Below are 21492 nucleotides of genomic sequence, written 5' to 3' on the forward strand. Positions count from 1 at the left end.
GCGGTCCGCCATGACGCATTATCCGCACGGATGCCTCGAGCAGGTCATCCATCGGCATCGACAATGCTCCGCTGCTCACGGAGTTCGTCCAGCCGGCGGAAGGCCCAGCGGATGTACTCCGCCTGGGACTTGACCCGTTGCTGAAGCGCCTCTTCCCCACCTTCTGCGGTGGCCTGCGTCGGGATGCCCCAGGCTCCGGTCTTCGTGGTCTTCTCGTACCCCACATAGTCGTTGAACTCCTGCCCCACGATGCCCGGCGAATCCACCGCAAGCTCCATATGCACCAGTTCGGGACGCAGGGCGAGGAGCAGGGACGTCTCGCCTTTGCCTGCGTGAGTCTCTTCGGGCACCGGGTCGCCGCGCTCAGGGTTGGGCCCGCCCGCCCAGATCAGCGACAAATCATCATGGCGGAAACTGATCTCGCGCATCGCAGGCTTCAGCACCCAGTTCCCACCGTGGGACGAAAACAGCACGATCTTGCGGAAACCGTGGTGATACAGGGACTCCACCAGGTCTTCCAGCACAGCCGCCAGCGTGGAAGGCCGGAGGGTGATGGTCCCCGGGAAAGCCATGTGCTCCCGGGAGCACCCGAAGGGCATGGCCGGGAGCACGTAGGCGTTGAGTTCTTCACCCAGGCGCCGGGCCACGGCATCAGCCACCATCCAGTCCACGCACAGCGGCAGATGGTGCCCATGCTGTTCGATGGCTCCGAAGGCGACGATTGCCGTGTCCACCCCGGAATCACGGATCTCTTTCCACGTGTTCTCGACGGTGACCATGCCTTGTCTCCAGTCGCGCCGGTTCAGCGCAGCGCCTTCTCGATGCTCCCCCAGTAGTCGCGGATCGCCTTGCCGATGATGCCGATGTCGGGCAGGACGCCGATGAGGTCGAAGCCCTGATCGATGCGGCGCTTGATGTCCTCGGGGGTAACCGCGAGAATCCCCGCGCGCTTTCCGGCGAACTTGGCCACGCGGAGCACGGTGTCTATGGCGCGGTCCACCTGCGGGTCATCGATCTGGCCCAGCTTCCCATAGCTGCTGGACAGGTCCATCGGGCCGATGAACAGCAGGTCCCAGCCTTCCGCCGCCGCGATCTGCGACGCCCGGCGTACCGCGTCATCGTGCTCAATCTGCAGGATGACGCAGATGTCCTCGTTGGCTTTCTTCACGTAGGCGAAGTTGTCCAGGCCCCAGCGACGGGCAGCCATGTCCGGGAAGTACCCGCGGTGCCCCGCAGGCGGGTACTTGCAGGCTGAAACAGCCTGCTTCGCCTCCTCCACGGTGTTCACAAAGGGGAAGATGACGCCGCGCACGCCCTGATCCAGCACCCATTTCGCGGCCCAGTCCTGCACACACGGCACCCGCACAATGGGGTTGATGCCGTGGCCCAGGCAGACACTCACGGCCGAACCCAGGTCCTGCACGGAATGGGGCCCGTGTTCCATGTCCACCCAGATGAAGTCGAAGGGCACGGCGCAGAGTTGCTCCACAATGGGCTGTGAGGGGATGAGGTTGATCGGGCCGATCACGGGTCCCCGGGTCATGAGTTCATTCAGGCTGGGCGGAAGTTGGGGCATGGCTATCAACTCCATCGGTTATTGGGATGCGTGGCGGGAGGTCATCTCCGAAACGGCTTACAGCCGGAACTTCGCCAGGAATATGTCAGCCGGTGTTGGCTGGCCCGGCGGCAGGGGCATCCATTCGTGCTGCGAGTAGTAGCTCATCGCCACGGTGCCGTCGGGCGCGAATGCCAGGCCACAGTAAGAGCAGTCCCCCGCGCTCGGGACGGTGAGAAGGTATTCGGCCCGGCCCTCGGTAATGTCCCAGACCGATGTATGGTGTCCCGAATCCGGCTCCACAGTTCCCGGCGGCAGGTCCCTGGACTGAGAGCGCCCGGCGCAGATCCAGCGGTCAGCCACCTTGAGAACCACCGGCGCATGGATCATCGCGCCCAGATCAGCCCATTCCCATTCGGTGTACGGCGCCCTGCTGCGTCCCAGCCACGAATGATTGTCCGGCTCGGTTGCCCGAAGGACGCAGTGAAGGACACCGGGTTCCGGCTGGTACAGCACGGGCTCGCCGGACCCGTAACCCTCGCGCATGAAGCAGTGGAGGCGCCAGTCTATGAAATCATCGCTGACCAGCAGGTGTACCGAGCGCATCAGCCGGTCTTCGCGTCGCGGGAAGTGATATGCGGCACACAGGAACCGGCCTTCAGCAGGAAGCACGCGCCAGAGCCAATAGTTGGGTGAATAGCACTGCCGTGGAACGGGCCAGCAGGTCCCATCGCGGGAGACAGTAACCTGCGACACCAGGTCATGGGGGGTATTGGGGATGCTGCCTTCCTGCCAGCGCGGGTACCAGGTACCCATGACCAGCCCAATGCGGTCGCCCGCGTCGACGAGCTTTGGGTCGCGGTCATCGCCGCCGGTGCTGATGCGCCCGCACACCTCCCAGGAATCAAGGTCCTCGGAGCGCATGACAAGCACGTGTCCGGGCGGCTGCAGGCCGTGATTGTCGGACTGGCGGAAGGTCAGGTAGTAATGCCCGCCCCACTCGAGAAGGTCGGTGAAGGCGTTGTGGAAGCCATCGGAGTAGATACGACGGACGTCAATGAGCTCTGCCATGTCCATCTCCCGGCCGCGTCACGGCTGGCCGCAGCGAGCCTATTCCAGCCGGGAGAGGAGATTCCTTCAGGTGTGTGTCGGTGTCGCGCCCGGATAACGGCCACGTCCGTGGCCGATCAACGCCGTCACCCTGGGCCGCTGGAGATAGAGCAGGAAGAACCGGTGCGCGTGGAGCCTTTCGCGCATACGGACATTTGGCGCTGCGCATCATTCGCGCCACAGACTGGACAGTCAGCCGGGTCGTGACGGCGTTGAAAGTCGGTCAGGAGTTCGAAGTGACTCCCGCACTTTCGGCAGCGGTATTCGTAGATCGGCATACTATTCACTTCCCTTCGCTGCGGTCGGATTGGCGAGAATATCACGGGCAAGGTTGAGCAGGTCTCGCAGACGATCGTCCGACGCTTGATAGCAGGTGCGGTTGCCCCTGCGCTGGGGAACGATCAGACCCCGGTCGCGAAGCACTCCGAGGTGCTGAGATATGCTTGGCTGGCTCTGTCCAAGACATTCGTGGAGGTCAGAGACGCAGGGCTCGCCGTTGAGCAGCCTGTGCAGGAGTGCGACCCTGACGGGGTGTCCCAAAGCTTTGAAAGCGTCGGCCAATTCGCGGTCTGCCGCGGTGGGCTCAGGCATGGACTCTATCTCCCTTCAGGATATTGTTATATTTCGATTAGTCTATACCACGGAAACACTCGCGTCAATCCATGCTAGCCTCTGACCAGGGTCATTGCATTGTCTTTTCTTTTGGTGGGATAGGAGGTAGGATACAGCAACACCCGCAGCAAAGGAGGCAGCATACATGAAAGCAACGCAGCGGGAGAGTCTGCTGGAGGCTTTGGAGAGAGTACCCGACCCTCGGTTCCGCCGAGGGCGACGGTACAGCCTGGCGTCGGTCTTGGCGTTGGCCGTATGCGCGATGGCGTGTGGCGCGCGCAGCCTGTACGCGATTGCGCAGTGGGGTCGGGATCATCGCGAACTGGTGTGCGAGGCATTGGGGATCCAGCGGCTGACGACCCCGGACTCGGCGACGCTGCATCGCATCTTCCGTAATCTGGACGTGGGAGCGTTTGAGCAGGTGCTGGGCGAGTGGCTGTGCGCGCGGGGCTTGAAGGAGGGCGAAGCGATTGCCCTCGACGGCAAGACGCTTCGTGGCATTCATGGGGATCAGGTGCCCGGAGTGCATCTGGTGGCGGCGTTCAGCCATTGCAGCGGGATCGTGCTGACCCAGGAGGCGGCGTCCGGCAAGGGACAGGAGTTGGCGGCGGTCAAGGCCGTACTGGCGCGTTTGGACCTGCAGGGGCACGTCGTGACCGGAGACGCGCTATTGGCGCAAAGGAGCCTGTGTGGGCAAGTGGTGAAAAAAGGGGCACTACCTGTTGCGAGTGAAGGCGAACCAACCGACGCTGTATGAGGGGATTGCGGTGTTGTTTTCTTCGGGCGTGGAGACATCGGCGCCGGTGCGCTGCGTGAGTAAGCATGGCGGGCGAGTAGAAGTTCGGGAATTGGTGGCGTCGACGATGCTCAACGAATGGGCACAGTGGCCTCACCTGGCTCAGGTTGCGCAACTGACCAGTTGGCGTACCGAGCGCGGCGAGACGACGCAAGAGACCCACTATCTCATCACCAGCCTGCCGCCCGAGCAGGCCGATCCGGGCCGCTTGCTGGAGTTGTCGCGGGGACACTGGGGGATCGAGAACCGGCTACACTGGGTGCGGGATGTGACCTTCGACGAAGACCGCTGTCAGGTGCGCAGCGGTGCGGCACCCCAGGTGATGTCAGCCCTGCGCAACTTTGTGATCGGCGTGCTGCGCTGCGCCGGGGCGAGCAACATCGCGGCGGCTCTACGTACGTACGCTGCACATCCAAATCGCGCATTGGCACTTGCTGCCGCTTGTCCATAGACAATGCAATGACCCTGGCCCCTGACAACGGCGACTCCTGATGTATGCGACTAGCATGTCTACATGTTCGCAAAGAATTGAATGAAGGTTCACACTGCATCCTTTGGTGTAACGTGCAGCTTTGCATATACTTTCGTGCCATCGGGAAGAGCTCAGACGCAGAATCGCCGCTTCTCATTCCCTGGAGGGCACGGATGAAGAAGAAGTGGTCCGCAGCGATGCTGTTTCTGCTCGTATCGTCGAAGGCGATGGCCGTGAGCATCCAGCCGATGATCATCGACAGCCCGCCTCCGGAGTTGGTTTCCCACAGTTCGGCGAGCCTCACTCCCGAGCAGTTGATGTCGGCAAAGACTCTGTCAGGCGTGCCCGCCTCCATGTGGTGGTACGGCTGCACTGCGACCTCCGCAGGAATGTTGTTCGGGTACTATGATAGCCATGGTTACCCGGATATGTTCAGTGGCGATATCGTGGGCGCTATCGACACAGCCACTGAACGCGATCTGATCGCCACTCAGGACCACATTGACGACTATTGGATCGCATACGACAGTGCCGGCCCGGACCCCTGGGAAGCCAACGGCTGGACGGAGCACACCTGGAGTACCTGCACCGCGGATTTCCTCGGTACGAACCAATGGAAATGGGACTACAGCTCATTCCCGAGTACAGACGGAACCCGTGACACGAATACTGACGGCGCGACGACCCTGTGGTTCTTCACGGACGGCTCCCCAACTTACGACGTGCAGATTGGAGCGCTCATGGGCGAAGACTATGGACAGCCTGACACCGGTTTGAGCCACGGTCTGAGGCTGTTTGCGGAGTCCCGTGGATACAGCGTTGCCTACGAAAATGGTAATTATCAGAGCTACAACCAGTATATTGACGCAATGGACCTTACCTACGGTTTCAGTTACGCAGACTACATGGCCGAGATCGACGCGGGGCGTCCAGTCTTGATCCACGTAACAGGCCACACCATGCTGGGGATCGGGTACGACGACACAGACGCCGACAAGGTCATCCTCTATGACACCTGGGACTATTCCCCACACTATATGGAGTGGGGCATGCAATACGCCGGAAGGCAGCACGAGGGAGTGACCGTGCTGAAGCTCGATCCGGCGCCAACACAGGACGTTCCAGAGCCTGGCACTGCCGCCTTGTTCGGCCTGGGCCTCGCGGGCTTCGCAGCATGGCGCAGGCGTAAGGCGGCCTAACGCTTTCCCAATGTGCTCCGGACAGATGGCTTCCGTGTGGACCCCGGCGATGGCCGGGGTCCGCCTTTTTCCGGACCCAAGGCGGGGAACCCGGGGAACGGTGCAGCCTGTTAGCACCATTCAGGTGGTTCACAATGGGCACGTACCCCGCAACCGGCGTTACTCTGCTGGTCCACAAGTACAAAGGCACCCAGCGGCTGGCCTCGTTCTACACCCGCGAGCGCGGGAAGGTTGAGGCGACCGTGAGCGGCGTGGGCAAGCCCGGGAGCAAGCTGGCCCCGGCGGTGGAGCCGCTGGTTCTGTCGCGCCTGTACTTCGCCGAGGGCCGCAACATGGACCGCCTCACCCAGTGCGAAGTAGTGGAGTCTTTCTACGAACTGCGCCAAGACCTGCAGCGTCTGTCTCTCGCCTCGTATGCCGCCGAACTCGTGGCACGCACCACTGAGCCGGGCCATCCAGACCCCGAGCTCTTCGACGCCCTGGTGCACACCCTCTCCGCTCTAACCGTGTCCGAGCAGCCGGAACTGGTCACATGGGCTTTCGCTTTGCGGTACCTGTGCCTGCACGGGATCGGCCCCAGACTGGACGAATGTGGCCTGTGCGGCGCTTGTGAGCCCCGAACCTGGCGCTATGTGGACCAGGTGGGCGGCATCGTCTGCGACGCGTGCAATGGCCCGCAGGGGCTGCCGATCTTGCCCCAGGTGCGGGCGGCGCTCAGGTCGCTGCTGCAGTTGCCACCGGAAAGGGTGGACCGCCTGCGCCTGAATCCGGGCATGAAAGAGCAAATTCGGCAGCTTCTGCGCAGGCACATCCGCTACCATGTGGGTGTGGAACTGCGAAGCGAGCAGTTCATGGAAAAGATGGCGCGAGCGGGGAGGATGGCAGTGGATGGGGAATAGTGAGTAGTTGATGGTGAACAGAGCGCGGCAGAGACGGAGAGCCCGAAACCGATGGCTGTACCCGGTTCGACCGCGCCCTCAGTCCCACGGGCGGAGGAGAACCTTCGCGCTCTTCCCTGACGCCATCGTCGCGAAGGCTTCGTCTACTCGGCTGAATCCAAAGGTGTGGCTGATCAGCTTCCGCGCATCCGGAAATCGCCGCAAAAAAGTGATCAAGTCGTCTATCGCCGACAGATTCTGGTGCCAGGCGGTGATGATCTCAATGCCCCGGCGGATGCCGTCACGGCTGGGGCTGAACTCAATGTTCCCCTGATTCTCCCCGATGAACGCCGCCCTGCCGAGTATGCCCAATGCGTCGATGCACAAGCGCTCCGCAACAGGGCTCCCTGACGCATCCACGGCCCGGTCCACGCCTTCGCCGCGAGTGAGTTCGCGCAGCGCTTCCAGCATGTCCGGGCGTGAGGGGTCGAGGGCGACCTCGGCGCCCAGTTCCAGTGCCCGAGCGCGACGCCAGGGCTCGAGGTCGGCGACAATCACCCGCGCGCCCAGGAAGGACGCCAAGGCCGTCGCCCCGAGGCCAACCGGCCCCAGGCCAGTGATGAGCACGGTATGGAAGGCGCTGACCTTCATACGCGTGAGCGCCTGATAGGCGGGGCTCAATCCGCAACCCATGAGGCTCGCGAGGTCATCCGGCACGTCGTCCGGAAGAACCGGGCAGAGCCAGTCCTGCTTGCGCACATACTGGGCGAAATGCCCGCCAGACCCCTCGGGTTTCTGGATGCAGTGGATGTAGTTGCCCGACCGGCATGACCGGCAGTCACCGCACCCGGAAACAGGGTTGATCAGCACACGCTCGCCAACCTTGCGGCGGGAAGCCGCACTGACCGCCGCCACCTCCCCTACTCCCTCGTGGCCCTGTCCCCGGTGTTCGCCCGGCGCGCGGTAGGCGTGCATATCGCTTCCGCAGATCGGTGACACGTTGACCTTGACCACGATCCATTCGCCTTCGGGGGTCGGGTCGGGCGCGTCCTCGAGCCAAGCTTTCTGATCGCCAAGGACCACGGTCTTCATGGGAAGACCTCCGGACGAGGTGAGGTGTGGGCTCAGGCTGCAGGGACGAACCGGGGGATGGTGACCGGTTCGAGAGACCAAGGACCATTGGGTGCAGGCACCGAAATCGAACACGGCTCGAGTTCGGATGCCAGTCCCCAATGCGACGACAATGGGCGGGCCGGACAGGCTCGGCGCTGAGCACCGAAGCGCCGGCCTATGCGGGCCCATAGAATGGCCGTGATCGGGGCAGCGACCCTCTACCCCACCGTCAGCGCTTCGAGGAGCGCATTCGCCATCACGATATGCCCTGTATGGTTCGGATGAACCGGCTCGGGACAGAAAGTCTCGGCGTCCCGGTACTTCAGTTGCTCCTGATAGATGTCGTGCATCGGGACATGCAGCGTTTCATACTTCGCAGCCATCTCGCGCACAACCGCGATGTACTCCGGGAGGGTCTCCAGCACCTTCGTACGGAAGCTTTGGCCGGATCCGGCGATGCTGATGTAGAAGGGATCCAGTAGCACGATGTTCGCATCCGTCTTCTCTCGGGTCATGCTCAGGATGTCGTTATATGCCTGCCGGTAGACGTCCACGGGGACGTAGGGTTGGGAATTGAGCAGATAAGAGTGCAGATCATTGATGCCGATCAAAATGGAGACCCAGTTGGGCTGGTGTCGGACGACATCATCCTCCCACCGGTCACGCAGGCCCACGGTCTTGTCGCCGCCGATCCCTCGGTTGATGTAGCGGATGTTTCGCTCGGGGTACTTCGCGGTCACCATCTCGATGAACATTGACGCATAGCCCGAGCCAAAGGGTGCGGCAGCTCCGCGACGACCGCAATCGGTGATGCTGTCGCCCTGGAAGATGAAAAGGTCCCCGTCCTTTACGCGAAAATCGCTCATGACCGGCCTCCATGATTGAACCGTCTGGAACGAGCAACGCCTATGTATACTGCGAAACCGGGCGGTTGTGAAGCGGAATGAAGTTGGCCTGGGCGTGTTGCAGGACACCGAAGCCCGCCGAGGGAATAGCGGTGCATGGATTCGACCATGCTGCACCGTGATAAGCCACGCCAGCGCGGCCTGACAGTGAGCGCCGCACTGGTCGGCGTCGGGCTGATTGCCGCCGGAAGCCTCTGGGTCCAGAAAGTCTCTCTCATCTCCCACACCTGCCAAGTTTCCGAGGGGACGCCGTCCGTCCCCGCTCTCATGGGACTGATACTGCTTTCAGGGCTGGCGATTCTCCTGCGCCTGAACCCCGGTGCGGCCCGTCGCGAACTGCTGATCATCTACACCATGATGAGCATCGGCGTGGCGCTGTCCAGCGACAATGTGATGCGCCAGTTGTTCCCGGCTCTCACCTCCATGCGGTACTTCGCCGGGCCGGAGAACGACTACGCGCTCTTCGCCGAGTACATTCCCCGCTGGCTGGCCGTTGCGGACAATGAAGCGGCGCGGCAGTTTTGCGAGGGTTCCGACGGCGGCGCAATCCCGTGGGGTGCATGGGCGCTCCCGCTGCTGACCTGGGGCGGGATCTTCGTCGGCTACAGCCTCTGCCTGTATTGTCTGCTGGCGCTTTTCCGCAAGCCCTGGGCGGACCAGGAGCACCTGTCGTTTCCGCTGGTGCAGCTTGCCATGGACCTCGCCCCGGGCGGGGAACATGGCGCCGGGCGCAAGCACGTACTGGCACAACCACTGTTCTGGATAGGGTTCGCGGGTGGGTTCGTCTTCAATGCCGTGAACATTGCCCATGCATTCTCGCCCGGCATCCCGGCAATGGGCGTGGGCTATGACTTCGGCGCACTCTTCACCCAGCAGCCGTGGACGGGCATCCGGCCGTTATACCTCGCCTTCCGCCCCGAAATCCTCGGCCTGGGTTACCTTGTGCCCGTGGATATCCTTCTCTCATCCTGGTTGTTCTACATCCTGCTGCGGTTCGAGAACTTCTTCGCCCAGTTGATGGGTTACAGCATCCCGGAGTTCCCCTTTGAAGGGCCCCAGGCTATGGGGGCTTACGCCGGGCTCATGCTTGCGCTGGTTTATATGGCGCGGAATCACCTGGCGCATGTGGTCAAGGCGGCTGTGGGCGCGGTTGCGGCCGATGATGATGAGGAGGCGGTGCCCTACCGGCTGGCGTTCTGGGGCGGGATGGGGGGACTGGCGGGGATGGTCCTCCTGTGCAATGCCGCCGGGGTGGGCTTGCCCATCTCAGTGAGTTACATCGCGCTTTCTGCGGTGGCTGCGGTGGTGTACGGCAGGTTGAGGGCCCAGGCAGGCCTCCCAATCAGCTACATCGTGCCGCGTGAGGAGACCCACCGGTCGGTGATGGCCTTGTGGCGCAGCCCCGGCAGACTTGGGCCGACGGCGCTCAAGCAGGAGACCAACTTCGCGGTGCTCACCGTGATCGCCCGGATGACCTTCCCGCAACTGGCGGCCTTCGAGATGGAGGGTATGAGGCAGGGCGACCTGGCGGGAATCCGGCGCGGCGATGTATTCGGCGCAATACTTATCGCGCTGGTGGTCGGGACCGCGATGGGCTACTGGACCCACCTCGCCGCGGCGTACGAGTACGGCAACAACATCCTGGACGGCGGAACCACCGTTGGCGGCTGGCGCACCCGACAGTCAGTGATCCAGTATGACCTGCTGCAGGCACGGTACACAGCGCCCGCAGGGATCAGTATCGGCTCCACGATTGGGCGCATCGCAGGCGTCGTCATCGTTCTCACGCTGGTCTGGCTGCGATCGAGGTTCCTGAGATTCCCGCTGAACCCGGTGGGCTATGCAATCGGGACAGCCTACGGCTACCACACCTGGTTCCCGATTTTCTGCGTCTGGCTGGCTAAGTCGCTGATCCTGCGGCTGGGCGGAGCGCGTCTGTACCGACAGGTCACCCCCATGTTTCTCGGTCTTGCGGTGGGGCACATGCTCACCGCCGGGGGTGTGTGGGGGATCGTGGGCACAATTGACGAAGACGTGGGCCGGCGCTATCTGATCTGGTTCACCTGATAGCCGAGCGTGGACGAGACGCGCGGGCAGCATGCAAAGCGGCCTGGAGTGGCTCTCGGATTGCCGCAAACCCGGGGGCGGCCACGAGGCTGTGGTAGTCGGATAACACCAGCGCATCCGCGCCGACCCGGGCCGCATAGACCACAGTGTCCACGACCCGGTCTTCCCGGGCAGGACTCGCGGTCAGCCAGAGAGCCGAGGCCTTCTCGTGCGCGTGGGCCAGTCTCCCTTGCCGTTCAACGGCTTCGCGCACAGCATGCTCCATGTCCCACCCCACCTCCTGCCATGGGACCAAAGAGAACAGTCCGTCGACCCCCGAGCAACTTACCAGTTCCTGCAAGCCGTCGGCCCCGGTGCCACCCACCTGCCCGAGAGGGGCCGGCGGCGGCATCACGAGCGATCCCAGTTTCCTGTCCACGGACTGGATTGCGGCGGCGGCGGCGAGGATGAACATGAGTACACTGTTGCGCCGGAACTCCAGGACTTCATCGGTCAGCTCCCGGGGCATGTCATGGCCGTAGCCGGCATTGAACAGGCGGGCGCAGTAGTGACAGCGGCAAGCCCACTGGCCCCGGGCGTAGTGAAACGAGGGTTCGTCCCACAAGAAACCGCGGACTTCGAGCAGCCAGGCAAGGGTGCGCATGCTGGAACTGAACCACTCAAGAAAGCGCGGGTGGTTGGGGCATGCGCGCGGCACCCTTCGACCGCGAGTGTCAACCTGGCAGGTGTCGGGATGAGTGGTAATGTAGAGGCTTTCGACGGAGGCGTCGGGATCCAGAAAGCGGCCATACCCATAGGGGACGGCGTAGGGCTCCAGACCATCGCTTCGCGCCCGGCGCACAAAAGCAGCGATATCCTCCACGTGCCAGCGCACTTCGTCCTCGAAGCACACCACGAAGACCCCGCTGAACCCGAGGTCTCGCAGGAGACGGGTGTCCACCCGTCTGAGGCCCTGCACTCCGCTCGTGACCGCAATGCCGACGTTCATGGGCTGCTCCCGCCATCCGAACAGTCAGTCTGCTCGCAAGATGCCGGCGTCGATTTGCGCATCTGAAGTGCTGCGACGGTGGCGCGTTAGCTGGCCGCGCCCGTCTCCGCTGCCGTGTTGGCCTGCACGGACTGTTCCGCTTCCGACTCATCAGGCGCCCGCAGGACCACCACCACCGTTGTGCCGCACGGGAAACCTGCCCGAGTTACCCACCAGGTCTCCAGGTCATGCAGCCAGATGAGGATTCGGTTCGCCCAGGGCGGCAGGGACATCAGTTGCGTGTGTGGCTTGCCCATGGGCCGCAGACGCAACCGCGACAGAATACGGAATACTACGACAATCGGGAACACAAGGCTCACCGCATAGGTAAGTTTCACCAGATGTGCGCCGTTGGCCTCCACGATTCTGCGAATGTCCGACGCCGAGTACCGACGGAGGTGAGAGATCGCCTCGTCATGTTCGCTCCAAAGCCACTGGTAGGCGGGTACGGTGATGATGATGACGCCGCCAGGGCGAGCCACACGCACCATCTCCGCGAGACCGGCGGCGTCATTCTCCATGTGCTCCAAGAGGTCGCAGCCGAGGACAACGTCCGCGGCGCCGTCCCGGAAGGGCAGGGCTTCAGCAAGGCATCGGGCGAGGTCTTTGTGCCCGCGAGACCGGCAGAAGCCCAGGGCGTCCTCGGAGAGGTCGGCTCCCGCCAGGTCCCCAAGGCCGGCAAGTGCGTCCAGGGTCCCACCGGTGCCGCACCCCACATCGAGAATGCGCCGGGCACCCGGAGCGTACCTATCAACAAGCGCCCGGATGAGCCTTCGTCTGCCCACGAACCACCAGTAGTGGTCCTCTGCTTCGTACATGCGCAGCAGTTCTTCGTACCGCATGGTGGGTCGGAACCAGTCCTTCAGGCACCCTCGCGTGCCCTTGAATCCGAACAGGTATTATCGAACTTTCGTTTGACAGAGTTCAGACCTGTTGCTAATATAAGAACAGACGTGCGACCAATCAGTGAAGACGGGGGTCGAAAGATGGTCGAGAAGCCTCTGTCCAAACGCCGGCGAGACATTCTCGAGTTCATCAGTTCCACCATCAAGGACCGCGGTTACCCGCCGACGGTGCGCGAGATCGGCGACGCAGTAGGGCTCAAGAGCAGCAGCACAGTGCATTTCCACCTGAACGTGCTGCAGAAAATGGGGCTTATCGAGCGCGATGGCTCTCTGACCCGCGCAATCCGGCCCCGCGACGCGGATACAGAGCCATCTACCCGCCCATCCAGGGGCGTCCGGTACGTTCCGCTGGTTGGCAAGGTGGCTGCCGGGCAGCCGATCTTTGCGGCCGAGAACATCGAGGACAGTCTTACGCTTCCTGCCGAGCTGTTCCCGGATGGGGAGCTGTTCATGCTCGAGGTCAAGGGCAGCAGCATGGTCGATGCGGGCATCCTGGACGGCGACCTTCTCGTGGTGCAGCGCCAGGAGACCGCTCAGAACGGCGACATCGTGGTCGCGCTCGTGGAGGACGAGGCCACGGTCAAGCGGTTCTTCCGGCACAATGGTGATATTGAGCTGCGACCCGAGAACAGCCAGATGGAGTCGATCTTCGTCAAACAGGTGGCTATCCTGGGCAGGGTCCGGGGCGTGGTTCGCTCTTTCTGAGCGCCGCACGAGCATTAGCCGTTCTCCACCTCAAGGACGCGGATAACGAGCACGGTGCGGTCGTCGCGCCCGGTGTCGGAACTGAAGCGCCGGGTCGCGTCGATGATGCGTTGTGCAAGGCCGTGTGCGTTCTCGTGCGGGTTGGCGTCAACGACCCGCACGATCCCCTCAATCCCGAACTCCTCTCGGGCCCGGTTGCGGGCCTCCGTAATCCCATCAGTGTAGCAGATCAGCACATCCCCCGGGTGAATGGTGACCACCTGCTGCGTGTACCTCGGTGTCCGTGTGGCGCCGATTACGATTCCACCCGTGGAAAGCTCCTGATAGCGGCCGGGAACGCCCAGGTGCATCAGCAGGGGAGGAAGATGGCCGCAGTTGACGAATGTTAGCTCGTGAGTCGTGCAGTCCAGCATCCCGATGAACAGCGCGGCGTATGATGTCGGCTGCAGCGCATCGTACGCGTCCCGGTTCACCTCGGTGGCGATGTCGGCGGGCGACAGGCCCCGTGTCACGGCCGCGCGCATATGTGAGTGAACCAGAGACAGGTGGACCAGACCGTAGACGCTCTTGCCGGGCATGTCGCCGACACAGACAAGAAGCCGGTTGCCGTCAAGGGGCAGCAGGTCGTACAGGTCTCCCCCCACCGTTCGGGCCGGTTGGAACTGCACGCCGATATCCAGTCCTTGCACCTGTGGGATGCAGTCGGGAAGCATTCGGTCCTGCAAGCGTCGGGCCATGGCCATGTCGTGCTCCAGCTGCCCGGCCCGCATGAACTCGCGGTCACGCGCCATGACGATGTACGACGCTGCGACGGCGACCATCAGCATCGGCACAGTCTGGCCCTCGGTGAGCACCAGCCACAGGAAAGGCGGACCCGCGCCGGGGCCGGCTGTCTGCAGCAGGTCGAGACGGAAGACACCATCGAGGATACTCGACAACAGCGCAACAACCAGTGCGCCAGTGCGGCGGAACCAGATGGCGGCGACCATGATGATCAGATAATACACGGCGGCGATCCATTCGCGCTGCGGAACCGACGGCGGGAAGCTGGCAATGGCAGCGGCGACCAGCAGCATGTCGATGGTCAGAGCTATCGGGCGCCTGAGTGGGAGCGCGAAATCCCACAGGTATGACGCGAACAGTCCGATGCTGAAAATGGAGGCGATGGGCGGCAGCAACGCGACCACCAACTGTGTCACAGTCGGTAGCCCGACGGGTGACTGCCGGAAACTGGGGGTAAGAGCGAAGGCGATGATGAATGCAGTGCGCATCAGGGCAACCGCCACGTCGGACTCGTCCGTCGCGGATCCCGCATCGGGGGTCGTCGTGGTATGACCGGGGCGCAATCTCAACGGCTCTCACCTCCCTTTGCCCGGAGCATCGGATAACGCGGGGACGAGTACTCTATTCACCCCGAACCCGCCGGAGACCTCCGGGGTTCCCGGCGTATCGATTGCTCCAACTCGAGGCGCGACAGGTGATCCGTCGTGGACAAGGAACGCGGATACGAAAGCCTTCGGCAAGACATGGTCGCAACGCAGCTTGAGGCGCGAGGAATCACGGATCGGCGCGTCCTTCAAGCCATGCTCGAAGTCCCGCGACACGAGTTCGTCCCAGCCAACATCCGGGATATTGCATACACGGCCCAGGCCCTGGCTATCGGCCATGGCCAGACCATCTCCCAGCCCTACATGGTTGGGCTGATGTGCCAGTTGCTTGAGGTCGAGCCCCATCACCGGGTCCTTGAAGTGGGTGCCGGGTCCGGCTATCAGGCGGCGCTTCTGGGCCAACTGGCATCCGAAGTGTACTCGGTGGAGCTTGTGCCGGCGTTGGCCGATGCGGCCGCGCGGCTTGTGAAGCGGTTAGGGTACGAAAACGTGCATATCATCGCGGGCGACGGAACGGTGGGGCTGCCCGAGAAGGCGCCTTTCGACCGCATCATTGTGGCGGCGGCGGCGCCGGACATCCCGCCTCCACTGATCGAACAACTGGTGCTTGGCGGGCGGCTGATCGCACCCGTGGGCGACCGCTTCCTGCAGAAACTCGTGATCCTGACCCGGACTGCCGACGGCGTACAGTCACGGGACAGCATCGCTTGCGTTTTCGTACCATTGCTCGGGCGACACGGCTGGAGCACTGCAGACTGAGCGAGAGGACAACTGCGCGTCATGCCGAAGAACAGGTTCGGGTTCCGCACCGCCGGGTTCCGCGATTGGAGCTTCAGGCGGGCTGTGCAAGCCATCGCTGATGTCGGTTACTCCGGTGTTGAGGTCTGCCTGGAACACCCTGAGTGCCGGCCGGAAAAGTTGGACGAGAAAGCTGCCGGCGGAATCGTCCAGGTGCTCGCGGACTGCGGCTTATCCTGTGCGTCGGTGAGTTACCACGGTGATTTCGAACCGCCGCAGGAGCGGGCCGACAATCAGCTCAGGTCGCTGCAGCTCACGCCGGCCCTTGGGTCGGACGTACTGATCCTGAATGCGGAGAAGGCAGAGCCGGAGCGCCTGCGGGCCCAGTGGGACGATCTGAAACGCCGCCTGGAGCATCTGTTGCCGGAGGCCGAGAAGTCGGGCACGCGGATCGCGCTTGAGCCCGAGCCCGGCCACTTCCTGCACTCGTCCGCGGACATGACGAGGCTAATCGCCGAAGTCGAGCATCCGCTGCTGGCCGTGAATCTCGACGTGGGCCATGCGTACCTCACCGACGACGATCTCGGAGCCGCTATCTGTGAACTCGGCGACCGGATTGCTCACACCCACATCGAGGGAATGCCGGCGGGGGAGCACCGCCATCTCGTGCCCGGCGAGGGCGACCTGGACCTGACCGAGGTCAAGGCGGCGCTGGACTCGATCGGATATGACGGGTGGCTGACGGTTGATCTGTTCAGGATCGGCGAAGATCCGGAGGGGTTCGCACGCCGCAGTCTTGCGGCGCTCCAGTCTATTTTCGGCGGGTGACGCCATGGCGAGCCTGCCCTACGATGCCCACGTGCACACATCCCTCGGCCGGGGTTCGAGTAGCCCGGAGGAAGTGGTGCGCGCCGCCGAAGCGGCCAGCCTGCAATGCGTGGGACTGGGCGACATCTGCGACGTGCAGACTTCTCCGGACGAAATCGCCCGGCGCATGGACCACGCTCGGTGGCTGAACGCCCACAGTCCGGTGTTGGTGGTCGGGGCGGTTGAGGCCGTTATCCTGAACCCTGACGGCGCACTCACCGTCTCACAGGAGGACGCGACCGGGGCGACTATTGTCTTCGCGGGCATCGGCGAGCGCACACGCGGAATCGGCGACGAACCGCCTGCAAGCCCCAGGCGCTATGCGGACAACGTGATTGCAGCCACCTGCAATGCGGCGGAGAACCCCCTTGTGGACGTGATCGCGCACCCCTTCACTCTCGGGCGGTTCGAAGCGGTTCTTACCCCTGGGCAATTCGCAGGCCACAACGTCCGCCGAGTAGCACGCACACTGTTCGAGCACAACGTCGCATTCGAGATCAGCAACCAGGCCTATGCGTCGTATCCGCAGATGACCGTGGAGGAGTTCACGCAGGAGTATGTTCGCCTTCTCAGGCTATTCGCGGAAGAAGGTGTGAAGTTTGTGGTAAGCAGCGAGGCCCAGTGCGCGGGGGCCGTCGGCAACCTTCGGTTCTGCCGGGTGCTGATGATTGAGGCCGGCATCGGGCTATCGCAACTGGTAGACCTGGAGCGGATGGCACAGGTGAGGGAGAGCTGATGAACGCCGTATTGCTGGCCGCCGCCGTCATTGTCACCCTTCAGTGCGCAATGTTGTCTTCGGCGCAGGCAGACGCATTGTCAGACGCGCGAAAGCTGCTTTCGGAAGGCAAGTTCATCGAGGCTGAAGCGGCGCTCGCGACGGCGGTCGAGTCACCCCTCCTCGCGCCGGAGGCCTATTACACCTGGTATCAGTCGCTGCGGACCCGTGGCGGAGGCGAGCGAGCATTGCGCAAGCTCGAGACCGCCGCGAAGCTGGCAGCGGACCGCGCTGACTGGTGGCTTGAGCTCGGACTCTATTCGGCGGAGCTTGGCCGCACCGATGAGGCGGCCGCGCACTACCTGACGGCCCTGAGCATTGCTCCAGGATTTGGCCAGGCGCATGCAGCCCTGGCCACGTTGCTGCTGGACCTGGGACGGACCGCCGAGGCCGAGGCGCAACTACGCGAGGGCCTGCGTGCAGACCCGCGGTTCGCCGGTAACTGGGTGTCATTGGCTGACCTGCTCTTGTCGCAGGAGCGCCCGGTAGACGCCCTGGCGATTCTAGACCAAGCCATCCAGGCATGCCCTGGCAACGCATCGATCGGCATTGCCCGGGGACGCGTCTACGACACCATGGGCGAGTTCACGCGGGCGCTCGAAGCATATCAGCAGGCGGTCAGCGCTGAGCCGTCCAATCCCGCGGCGCATCTGTCTCTGGGGAGGGCTCTGCGAGCTCGAGGACAGCTCGCGCTTGCCATGGCCAGCTACAAGCGTGCCGCAGCGCTGGCCAAAGAGGACCCTGAGCCGTGGGTAGAGATGGCTTGGCTGACAGTTGAGGACCGGAAGGCCCCGGGCGCGGCCAGGCAGTACTCATCGAAGGCGTTGGCGCTTGCCCCTGAGAACTGCCGGGCGAATGCGGTCCACGGCTGGGCTCTGGTTTCCTTTGGGCAGAAGGACAAGGGCCTGGAGTTGATCAGCAGGACGGTGGATTCCCACCCAAAATGCCCAGATGCGGCCTACGCGATGGCCCTGGCGGTTGCTGGCGATGGGGACAAGCCGCAAGCCGTGGTCTGGCTTCAGCAAGCTGCCAAGATGACGGCAGATCCTGCCCTCCAGCGCCGGGCTTTGGGCCTGGCGAAGCAACTCCAGGCTACCGAGCAAAACGTTGCGCCGTAGCAATCCCCTTTCGTATCCATCCTGTCTGGGTGCGGGATGCCTGTGAACCGACTGATGTGCCTGCTCGTGATGATGCTCGCTCTCACCTGTTCGTGGGCACGGGGCGACCATGCTCCGACGGTTCTGTCTGCGGCCGGCTTCGGGGCTGTGGGTGACGGGGTCACGGATGACGGCCCGGCCCTTGGGCGAATGATGGCTCGGGCGAGCGAGATCGCCGGGCCTGTGCAGTTGCAGTTCGAGCCGGCGAGGGTGTACCTCATCCGGACCTCTCCCCAGCGGTACGTATTCCCCTTCGGCGCCGCGTCCGATCTCACTCTAGACGGCCGCGGGAGCACCTTTCTACTGGACTCGTACCTGCGGTTCATGGACCTGACTGAATCCCGGAATGTGACAGTCAAGCATCTCCAGGTGGACTACAGCCCATTGCCCTTCGCGGACGGGACCGTGGTCGAGGTGGATACCGCCGCGCGTTGCCTGCTCGTCAGGGTTGAGGAGGGCATGCGCGTCCACCCAGGTGGCCCCACGAAAGAGGATGGAGAGCAGGCTTTCTTCTCGATGTTGTGGCACGACGGCCCGTACGGCCCTGTGAGCCGACACTACTGGACCGAACGGATCGAAGCGACCGAGGAGCCCGGGCTTTTCCGCGTGTACGCGACGCGGGAGTTCGGTGCGTTCTCCGATATTGAGCCGGAGCGCTGGCGGATCAGTCTTCCTGTCCCCGGTGTCGCGCATCGGTTCGGCCCGGGTCCGTGTTTCCGCATCAGCGGCAATGACACGGTCACATTCGAAGACGTCGAGCTGTGGTCTGCTCCGTGGTTCGGGTTCGAGGTCACACGCAACCGGGGGAAGATCACCTTCCGGCGAGTGAATATACGGCCGAAACCCGAAACGCGGAGGCTGATGTCGCTGTGGCGAGATGGTTTCCACGTCAAGGGCAACAGCGGCTCCCTGCTCTGGGAAGACTGCATCCTCGGCGGGATGAACGACGACGCGCTCAACATCTCCACCCATTCCAGCAGCGTGCAGCGGGTCATCGCCCCCGACGAGGTGGAAGTGCGCCAGAAGTTCCCGCTCTTGCCGATCCCGTGGCACGTGGGCTCGACCCTGGTCGCGGCGGACGAGGCTGCTCGGCGGCTGCTGGGCAGCGCGAGAGTGACCGAAGCCGTCCCGGGTCCCGAACCGGGGCCGATACAGGGGATGCCCGCCGCGCCGGCGTGGCGGATCAGACTGGACGCGCCGATCCAGGGGCTTCAACCGGGGACAATGGTCTGGGACCCGGGCCAGTGCAACCCGGACACCACGCTGCGACGCTGCCGGATCGAGATGAGTTGCCGGCTGCAGTCACCGGTGACGCTGGAGAACTGCGATGTGACCGCGCTCCTTTGGTTCTACTCGGAGCATGTGGAGGGAGCATTCCCGAGCGGGGTGCGGGTGCGCGACTGCAGCCTGCGCAGGGGACGCGGCAACCCCACGCTTGCGCTGGTCATTTCCGGAGGGCCCGGCAGTGACGCCGCAGAGCCCGAGGCGGGATCGCCCCCGCGGGCGATCCACGACGTGCTTATCGAGGGGAACACGATCCAGGGGAGCGTACAGATTGAGGGAGTGCAGGGCCTGCGGCTCCTGGCAAACCGGTTCCGGGAGCCCGGGGCGCAGGTCAGGCTCTCCGGCAATCACGCCTTGGAGGTTCGTGGCAACACGGATGCCGCCGGCCGCCCCTATCTCGAGCCGCCGCCCCAATGACGCAGGCAATGATCACGCTGAGCGCAGTAATCGCGGTACGCGCCCTCGTAGACATCCTCGTGGTCGGGGGAGAAAAGGTCGTTGTCTCCGCCGATTACCACACGGGCTGCGTCGGGTGACGGGTACACACCGGCCGCGGAGAATGCCAGGGCAGCAGCTCCCAGAGCAGCAGTTTCCACATTGCTGCTGCGATGTACGGGCAGGCGCGTCACGCCGGCGATGATCTGGGTCCACAGGTCCGACCGCGCCCCGCCGCCAAACAGAACCACACGCTCCAGCCGCACGCCCTGCTCCTGCATGGCGTCAAGATTCGTGCGTAACTCGAACGCTACCGATTCCATCAGCGCCCGGACCATCTGGGGGGCGCTGGTGCTCAGCGACAGTCCGAGAAAAGCGCCGCGCGCATCGGCAGACCAGTGGGGTGCGCCTGCTCCGGCGAGGAAGGGCAGGAACCGCAGGCCTCCGGCGCCCGGCTTGCTCTCGGCTGCGAGAGCCGAGAGGGCATCATAGTCCACAGAAGCCGCACCGAAACTCCGCGCGAGGTCACGCAACCAGCGCAGTGCGGCGCCGGTTGTGGTGAGAGGCGCTTCCAGGACCCAGGTGTTCCGAGCAAGGTACGGGAAACATGGGATAGCCGCGGACGGCTCGAAGGTTGGTCGCCGTGCCAGCGCCGTGATTGCCGTTGCGGTCCCCAAGGAGATGGTGGCGCACTGGTCTTCCAGGCCGGCTCCGAGGGCCGCGCATTTCTGGTCCTGCGCGCCTACGGCCACAGGAATGCCGGGAGGAAGGCGCAGGTCTCGCGCCACTTCGAACTGGAGCGGCGCTGCTTCGGCACCGGCGGGAACGACTGGTGCGAAGCGGTCGATGTCGATCCTGTAATCCGCCGCAAGACCGCGGTCCCACTGAAATTGGCGGATATTGAAGAGCAGGGACGCGGCTGCGCAGGTGTAATCTGTCGCGAGTTTGCCGGTGAGTCTGGCGATCAGGAAATCGTGAGCGTACAGATAGTGAGCGGCAGCACGCTCAACCCGGGGCTCGGCTTCGCGCAACCAGATCACCTGCGGCAATGTGTGCCAGGCACCCGGTGCCTTGCCGGCCCTGTCGCCCCAGAAAGCGACGCCCCGATCACGCAAGAGGTCCCGGGCGGCCCCGGCGGCGCGGGTGTCCAGCCAGGTGATGGCAGGCCGCAGTGGCCGGAGGTCCTCGCTGACCGGCACCCAGGAGTGCCCCTGGGCACTGATCCCGATTGCCACCACTTGATCCGGATCAGGCAGAGCCGACGTCACGGCTTGGACGCATGTGCGCGCGGCGGACCACCAGCCCTCCGCCTCCTGTTCGGCAGCCCCCGGTTCGGGGTGGATGAGGCCGTATTCGACGTGGTGCGAGGCCAGGACCGCGCCAGCAGCCGAGTACGCACACGCCCGACAGCCCGTGGTGCCCAGGTCGATGCTTATGGCAATGCGCATGCTCGATACCCCCGAGCCGGAGGCAGGTCAGTAGCCGCCGGCCAGTGAAATCTCCT

Annotated in this window: 22 protein-coding genes; 11 read left to right on the plus strand and 11 right to left on the minus strand. The window is 63.8% G+C overall.

Annotated features, from left to right (window positions below; translation table 11 throughout):
- Positions 1 to 44: 44 nt before the first annotated feature.
- The 5 genes from HPY44_09835 to HPY44_09855 all read right to left on the minus strand — a co-directional run bounded on the left by HPY44_09835 (position 45) and on the right by HPY44_09855 (position 3256).
- A complete protein-coding gene (locus tag HPY44_09835; GenBank protein NSW56305.1) occupies positions 45 to 779 on the minus strand; it encodes a creatininase family protein in 735 nt (244 codons plus the stop codon).
- 23 nt (positions 780 to 802) lie between these two features.
- A complete protein-coding gene (locus tag HPY44_09840) occupies positions 803 to 1576 on the minus strand; it encodes a hypothetical protein (protein ID NSW56306.1) in 774 nt (257 codons plus the stop codon).
- A 57-nt stretch (positions 1577 to 1633) separates the two neighbouring features.
- Positions 1634 to 2626, minus strand: coding sequence for an exo-alpha-sialidase (locus HPY44_09845; protein NSW56307.1), 993 nt, complete (start codon positions 2624 to 2626; stop codon positions 1634 to 1636).
- 125 nt (positions 2627 to 2751) lie between these two features.
- Positions 2752 to 2943 carry a zinc ribbon domain-containing protein gene (locus tag HPY44_09850; GenBank protein ID NSW56308.1) on the minus strand — a complete coding sequence of 64 codons (192 nt, stop codon included), beginning with the start codon at positions 2941 to 2943 and terminating at the stop codon, positions 2752 to 2754.
- Between the two features lies 1 nt (position 2944).
- Positions 2945 to 3256, minus strand: coding sequence for a winged helix-turn-helix transcriptional regulator (locus HPY44_09855; GenBank protein ID NSW56309.1), 312 nt, complete (start codon positions 3254 to 3256; stop codon positions 2945 to 2947).
- A gap of 166 nt (positions 3257 to 3422) precedes the next feature.
- On the opposite strand from HPY44_09855, the gene HPY44_09860 reads away from it, so the two are divergent.
- The 4 genes from HPY44_09860 to recO all read left to right on the plus strand — a co-directional run bounded on the left by HPY44_09860 (position 3423) and on the right by recO (position 6643).
- Positions 3423 to 4034, plus strand: coding sequence for an ISAs1 family transposase (locus HPY44_09860; GenBank protein NSW56310.1), 612 nt, complete (start codon positions 3423 to 3425; stop codon positions 4032 to 4034).
- The gene (locus tag HPY44_09865) at positions 4000 to 4524 is read left to right on the plus strand and encodes an ISAs1 family transposase (GenBank protein ID NSW56311.1); all 525 of its coding nucleotides are present in this window, start codon (positions 4000 to 4002) and stop codon (positions 4522 to 4524) included. Before HPY44_09860 ends, HPY44_09865 begins: the two co-directional genes overlap by 35 nt.
- A 761-nt stretch (positions 4525 to 5285) precedes the next feature.
- The gene (locus HPY44_09870) at positions 5286 to 5744 is read left to right on the plus strand and encodes a PEP-CTERM sorting domain-containing protein (GenBank protein NSW56312.1); all 459 of its coding nucleotides are present in this window, start codon (positions 5286 to 5288) and stop codon (positions 5742 to 5744) included.
- A 134-nt stretch (positions 5745 to 5878) separates the two neighbouring features.
- Positions 5879 to 6643, plus strand: a complete 765-nt coding sequence (gene recO / locus HPY44_09875; protein NSW56313.1) for a DNA repair protein RecO — start codon at positions 5879 to 5881, stop codon at positions 6641 to 6643.
- A gap of 78 nt (positions 6644 to 6721) precedes the next feature.
- On the opposite strand, the gene HPY44_09880 is transcribed toward recO, so the two are convergent.
- Both HPY44_09880 and HPY44_09885 read right to left on the minus strand, forming a co-directional pair.
- Positions 6722 to 7714, minus strand: a complete 993-nt coding sequence (locus tag HPY44_09880) for a zinc-binding dehydrogenase (GenBank protein NSW56314.1) — start codon at positions 7712 to 7714, stop codon at positions 6722 to 6724.
- A gap of 239 nt (positions 7715 to 7953) precedes the next feature.
- Positions 7954 to 8601: an SGNH/GDSL hydrolase family protein gene (locus HPY44_09885; protein ID NSW56315.1), complete on the minus strand. Its 648-nt coding sequence runs from the start codon at positions 8599 to 8601 to the stop codon at positions 7954 to 7956.
- Between the two features lie 135 nt (positions 8602 to 8736).
- Between HPY44_09885 and HPY44_09890 the strand changes: the two genes are divergently transcribed.
- A complete protein-coding gene (locus HPY44_09890) occupies positions 8737 to 10707 on the plus strand; it encodes a hypothetical protein (protein ID NSW56316.1) in 1971 nt (656 codons plus the stop codon).
- Here the strand turns inward: HPY44_09890 and HPY44_09895 are convergent.
- A complete protein-coding gene (locus HPY44_09895; protein NSW56317.1) occupies positions 10700 to 11695 on the minus strand; it encodes a hypothetical protein in 996 nt (331 codons plus the stop codon). The genes HPY44_09890 and HPY44_09895 overlap by 8 nt on opposite strands.
- Positions 11696 to 11781: 86 nt before the next feature.
- Positions 11782 to 12576, minus strand: coding sequence for a class I SAM-dependent methyltransferase (locus tag HPY44_09900; protein NSW56318.1), 795 nt, complete (start codon positions 12574 to 12576; stop codon positions 11782 to 11784).
- 144 nt (positions 12577 to 12720) lie between these two features.
- Here HPY44_09900 and lexA point away from each other — a divergent pair, with 144 nt between their 5' ends.
- Entirely contained in the window at positions 12721 to 13344 is a 624-nt protein-coding gene (lexA, locus tag HPY44_09905; protein NSW56319.1) for a transcriptional repressor LexA, read from the plus strand.
- 14 nt (positions 13345 to 13358) lie between these two features.
- Here lexA and HPY44_09910 read toward each other — a convergent pair whose 3' ends face one another.
- Positions 13359 to 14696 (minus strand): PP2C family protein-serine/threonine phosphatase, encoded by a 1338-nt coding sequence (locus HPY44_09910; protein ID NSW56320.1) that lies wholly within the window; start codon positions 14694 to 14696, stop codon positions 13359 to 13361.
- A gap of 174 nt (positions 14697 to 14870) precedes the next feature.
- Between HPY44_09910 and HPY44_09915 the strand changes: the two genes are divergently transcribed.
- The 5 genes from HPY44_09915 to HPY44_09935 are packed head-to-tail and all read left to right on the plus strand — an operon-like array spanning position 14871 to position 19970.
- The gene (locus HPY44_09915) at positions 14871 to 15491 is read left to right on the plus strand and encodes a protein-L-isoaspartate(D-aspartate) O-methyltransferase (protein ID NSW56321.1); all 621 of its coding nucleotides are present in this window, start codon (positions 14871 to 14873) and stop codon (positions 15489 to 15491) included.
- 21 nt (positions 15492 to 15512) lie between these two features.
- Positions 15513 to 16298: a sugar phosphate isomerase/epimerase gene (locus HPY44_09920; protein NSW56322.1), complete on the plus strand. Its 786-nt coding sequence runs from the start codon at positions 15513 to 15515 to the stop codon at positions 16296 to 16298.
- A gap of 4 nt (positions 16299 to 16302) precedes the next feature.
- Complete coding sequence (locus HPY44_09925) at positions 16303 to 17073, plus strand: hypothetical protein (protein NSW56323.1); 771 nt, start codon at positions 16303 to 16305, stop codon at positions 17071 to 17073.
- A complete protein-coding gene (locus tag HPY44_09930) occupies positions 17073 to 18230 on the plus strand; it encodes a tetratricopeptide repeat protein (protein ID NSW56324.1) in 1158 nt (385 codons plus the stop codon). Before HPY44_09925 ends, HPY44_09930 begins: the two co-directional genes overlap by 1 nt.
- 42 nt (positions 18231 to 18272) lie before the next feature.
- Positions 18273 to 19970 (plus strand): hypothetical protein, encoded by a 1698-nt coding sequence (locus HPY44_09935; GenBank protein ID NSW56325.1) that lies wholly within the window; start codon positions 18273 to 18275, stop codon positions 19968 to 19970.
- Here the strand turns inward: HPY44_09935 and HPY44_09940 are convergent.
- A complete protein-coding gene (locus HPY44_09940) occupies positions 19946 to 21436 on the minus strand; it encodes a hypothetical protein (GenBank protein ID NSW56326.1) in 1491 nt (496 codons plus the stop codon). The genes HPY44_09935 and HPY44_09940 overlap by 25 nt on opposite strands.
- Between the last annotated feature and the right edge of the window lie 56 nt (positions 21437 to 21492).

The sequence above is a fragment of the Armatimonadota bacterium genome, from assembly GCA_013314775.1.
Lineage (GTDB): Bacteria > Armatimonadota > Zipacnadia > Zipacnadales > JABUFB01 > JABUFB01.

Bases quoted from the DNA above. Each gene is read 5' to 3' on its own strand.
- HPY44_09835 (NSW56305.1), bottom strand. From the start codon at position 779: ATGGTCACCGTCGAGAACACGTGGAAAGAGATCCGTGATTCCGGGGTG.
- HPY44_09840 (NSW56306.1), bottom strand. From the start codon at position 1,576: ATGCCCCAACTTCCGCCCAGCCTGAATGAACTCATGACCCGGGGACCC.
- HPY44_09845 (NSW56307.1), bottom strand. From the start codon at position 2,626: ATGGCAGAGCTCATTGACGTCCGTCGTATCTACTCCGATGGCTTCCAC.
- HPY44_09850 (NSW56308.1), bottom strand. From the start codon at position 2,943: ATGCCGATCTACGAATACCGCTGCCGAAAGTGCGGGAGTCACTTCGAA.
- HPY44_09855 (NSW56309.1), bottom strand. From the start codon at position 3,256: ATGCCTGAGCCCACCGCGGCAGACCGCGAATTGGCCGACGCTTTCAAA.
- HPY44_09860 (NSW56310.1), top strand. From the start codon at position 3,423: ATGAAAGCAACGCAGCGGGAGAGTCTGCTGGAGGCTTTGGAGAGAGTA.
- HPY44_09870 (NSW56312.1), top strand. From the start codon at position 5,286: ATGGGCGAAGACTATGGACAGCCTGACACCGGTTTGAGCCACGGTCTG.
- recO (NSW56313.1), top strand. From the start codon at position 5,879: ATGGGCACGTACCCCGCAACCGGCGTTACTCTGCTGGTCCACAAGTAC.
- HPY44_09880 (NSW56314.1), bottom strand. From the start codon at position 7,714: ATGAAGACCGTGGTCCTTGGCGATCAGAAAGCTTGGCTCGAGGACGCG.
- HPY44_09885 (NSW56315.1), bottom strand. From the start codon at position 8,601: ATGAGCGATTTTCGCGTAAAGGACGGGGACCTTTTCATCTTCCAGGGC.
- HPY44_09890 (NSW56316.1), top strand. From the start codon at position 8,737: ATGGATTCGACCATGCTGCACCGTGATAAGCCACGCCAGCGCGGCCTG.
- HPY44_09895 (NSW56317.1), bottom strand. From the start codon at position 11,695: ATGAACGTCGGCATTGCGGTCACGAGCGGAGTGCAGGGCCTCAGACGG.
- HPY44_09900 (NSW56318.1), bottom strand. From the start codon at position 12,576: ATGCGGTACGAAGAACTGCTGCGCATGTACGAAGCAGAGGACCACTAC.
- lexA (NSW56319.1), top strand. From the start codon at position 12,721: ATGGTCGAGAAGCCTCTGTCCAAACGCCGGCGAGACATTCTCGAGTTC.
- HPY44_09915 (NSW56321.1), top strand. From the start codon at position 14,871: ATGGTCGCAACGCAGCTTGAGGCGCGAGGAATCACGGATCGGCGCGTC.
- HPY44_09920 (NSW56322.1), top strand. From the start codon at position 15,513: ATGCCGAAGAACAGGTTCGGGTTCCGCACCGCCGGGTTCCGCGATTGG.
- HPY44_09925 (NSW56323.1), top strand. From the start codon at position 16,303: ATGGCGAGCCTGCCCTACGATGCCCACGTGCACACATCCCTCGGCCGG.
- HPY44_09930 (NSW56324.1), top strand. From the start codon at position 17,073: ATGAACGCCGTATTGCTGGCCGCCGCCGTCATTGTCACCCTTCAGTGC.
- HPY44_09940 (NSW56326.1), bottom strand. From the start codon at position 21,436: ATGCGCATTGCCATAAGCATCGACCTGGGCACCACGGGCTGTCGGGCG.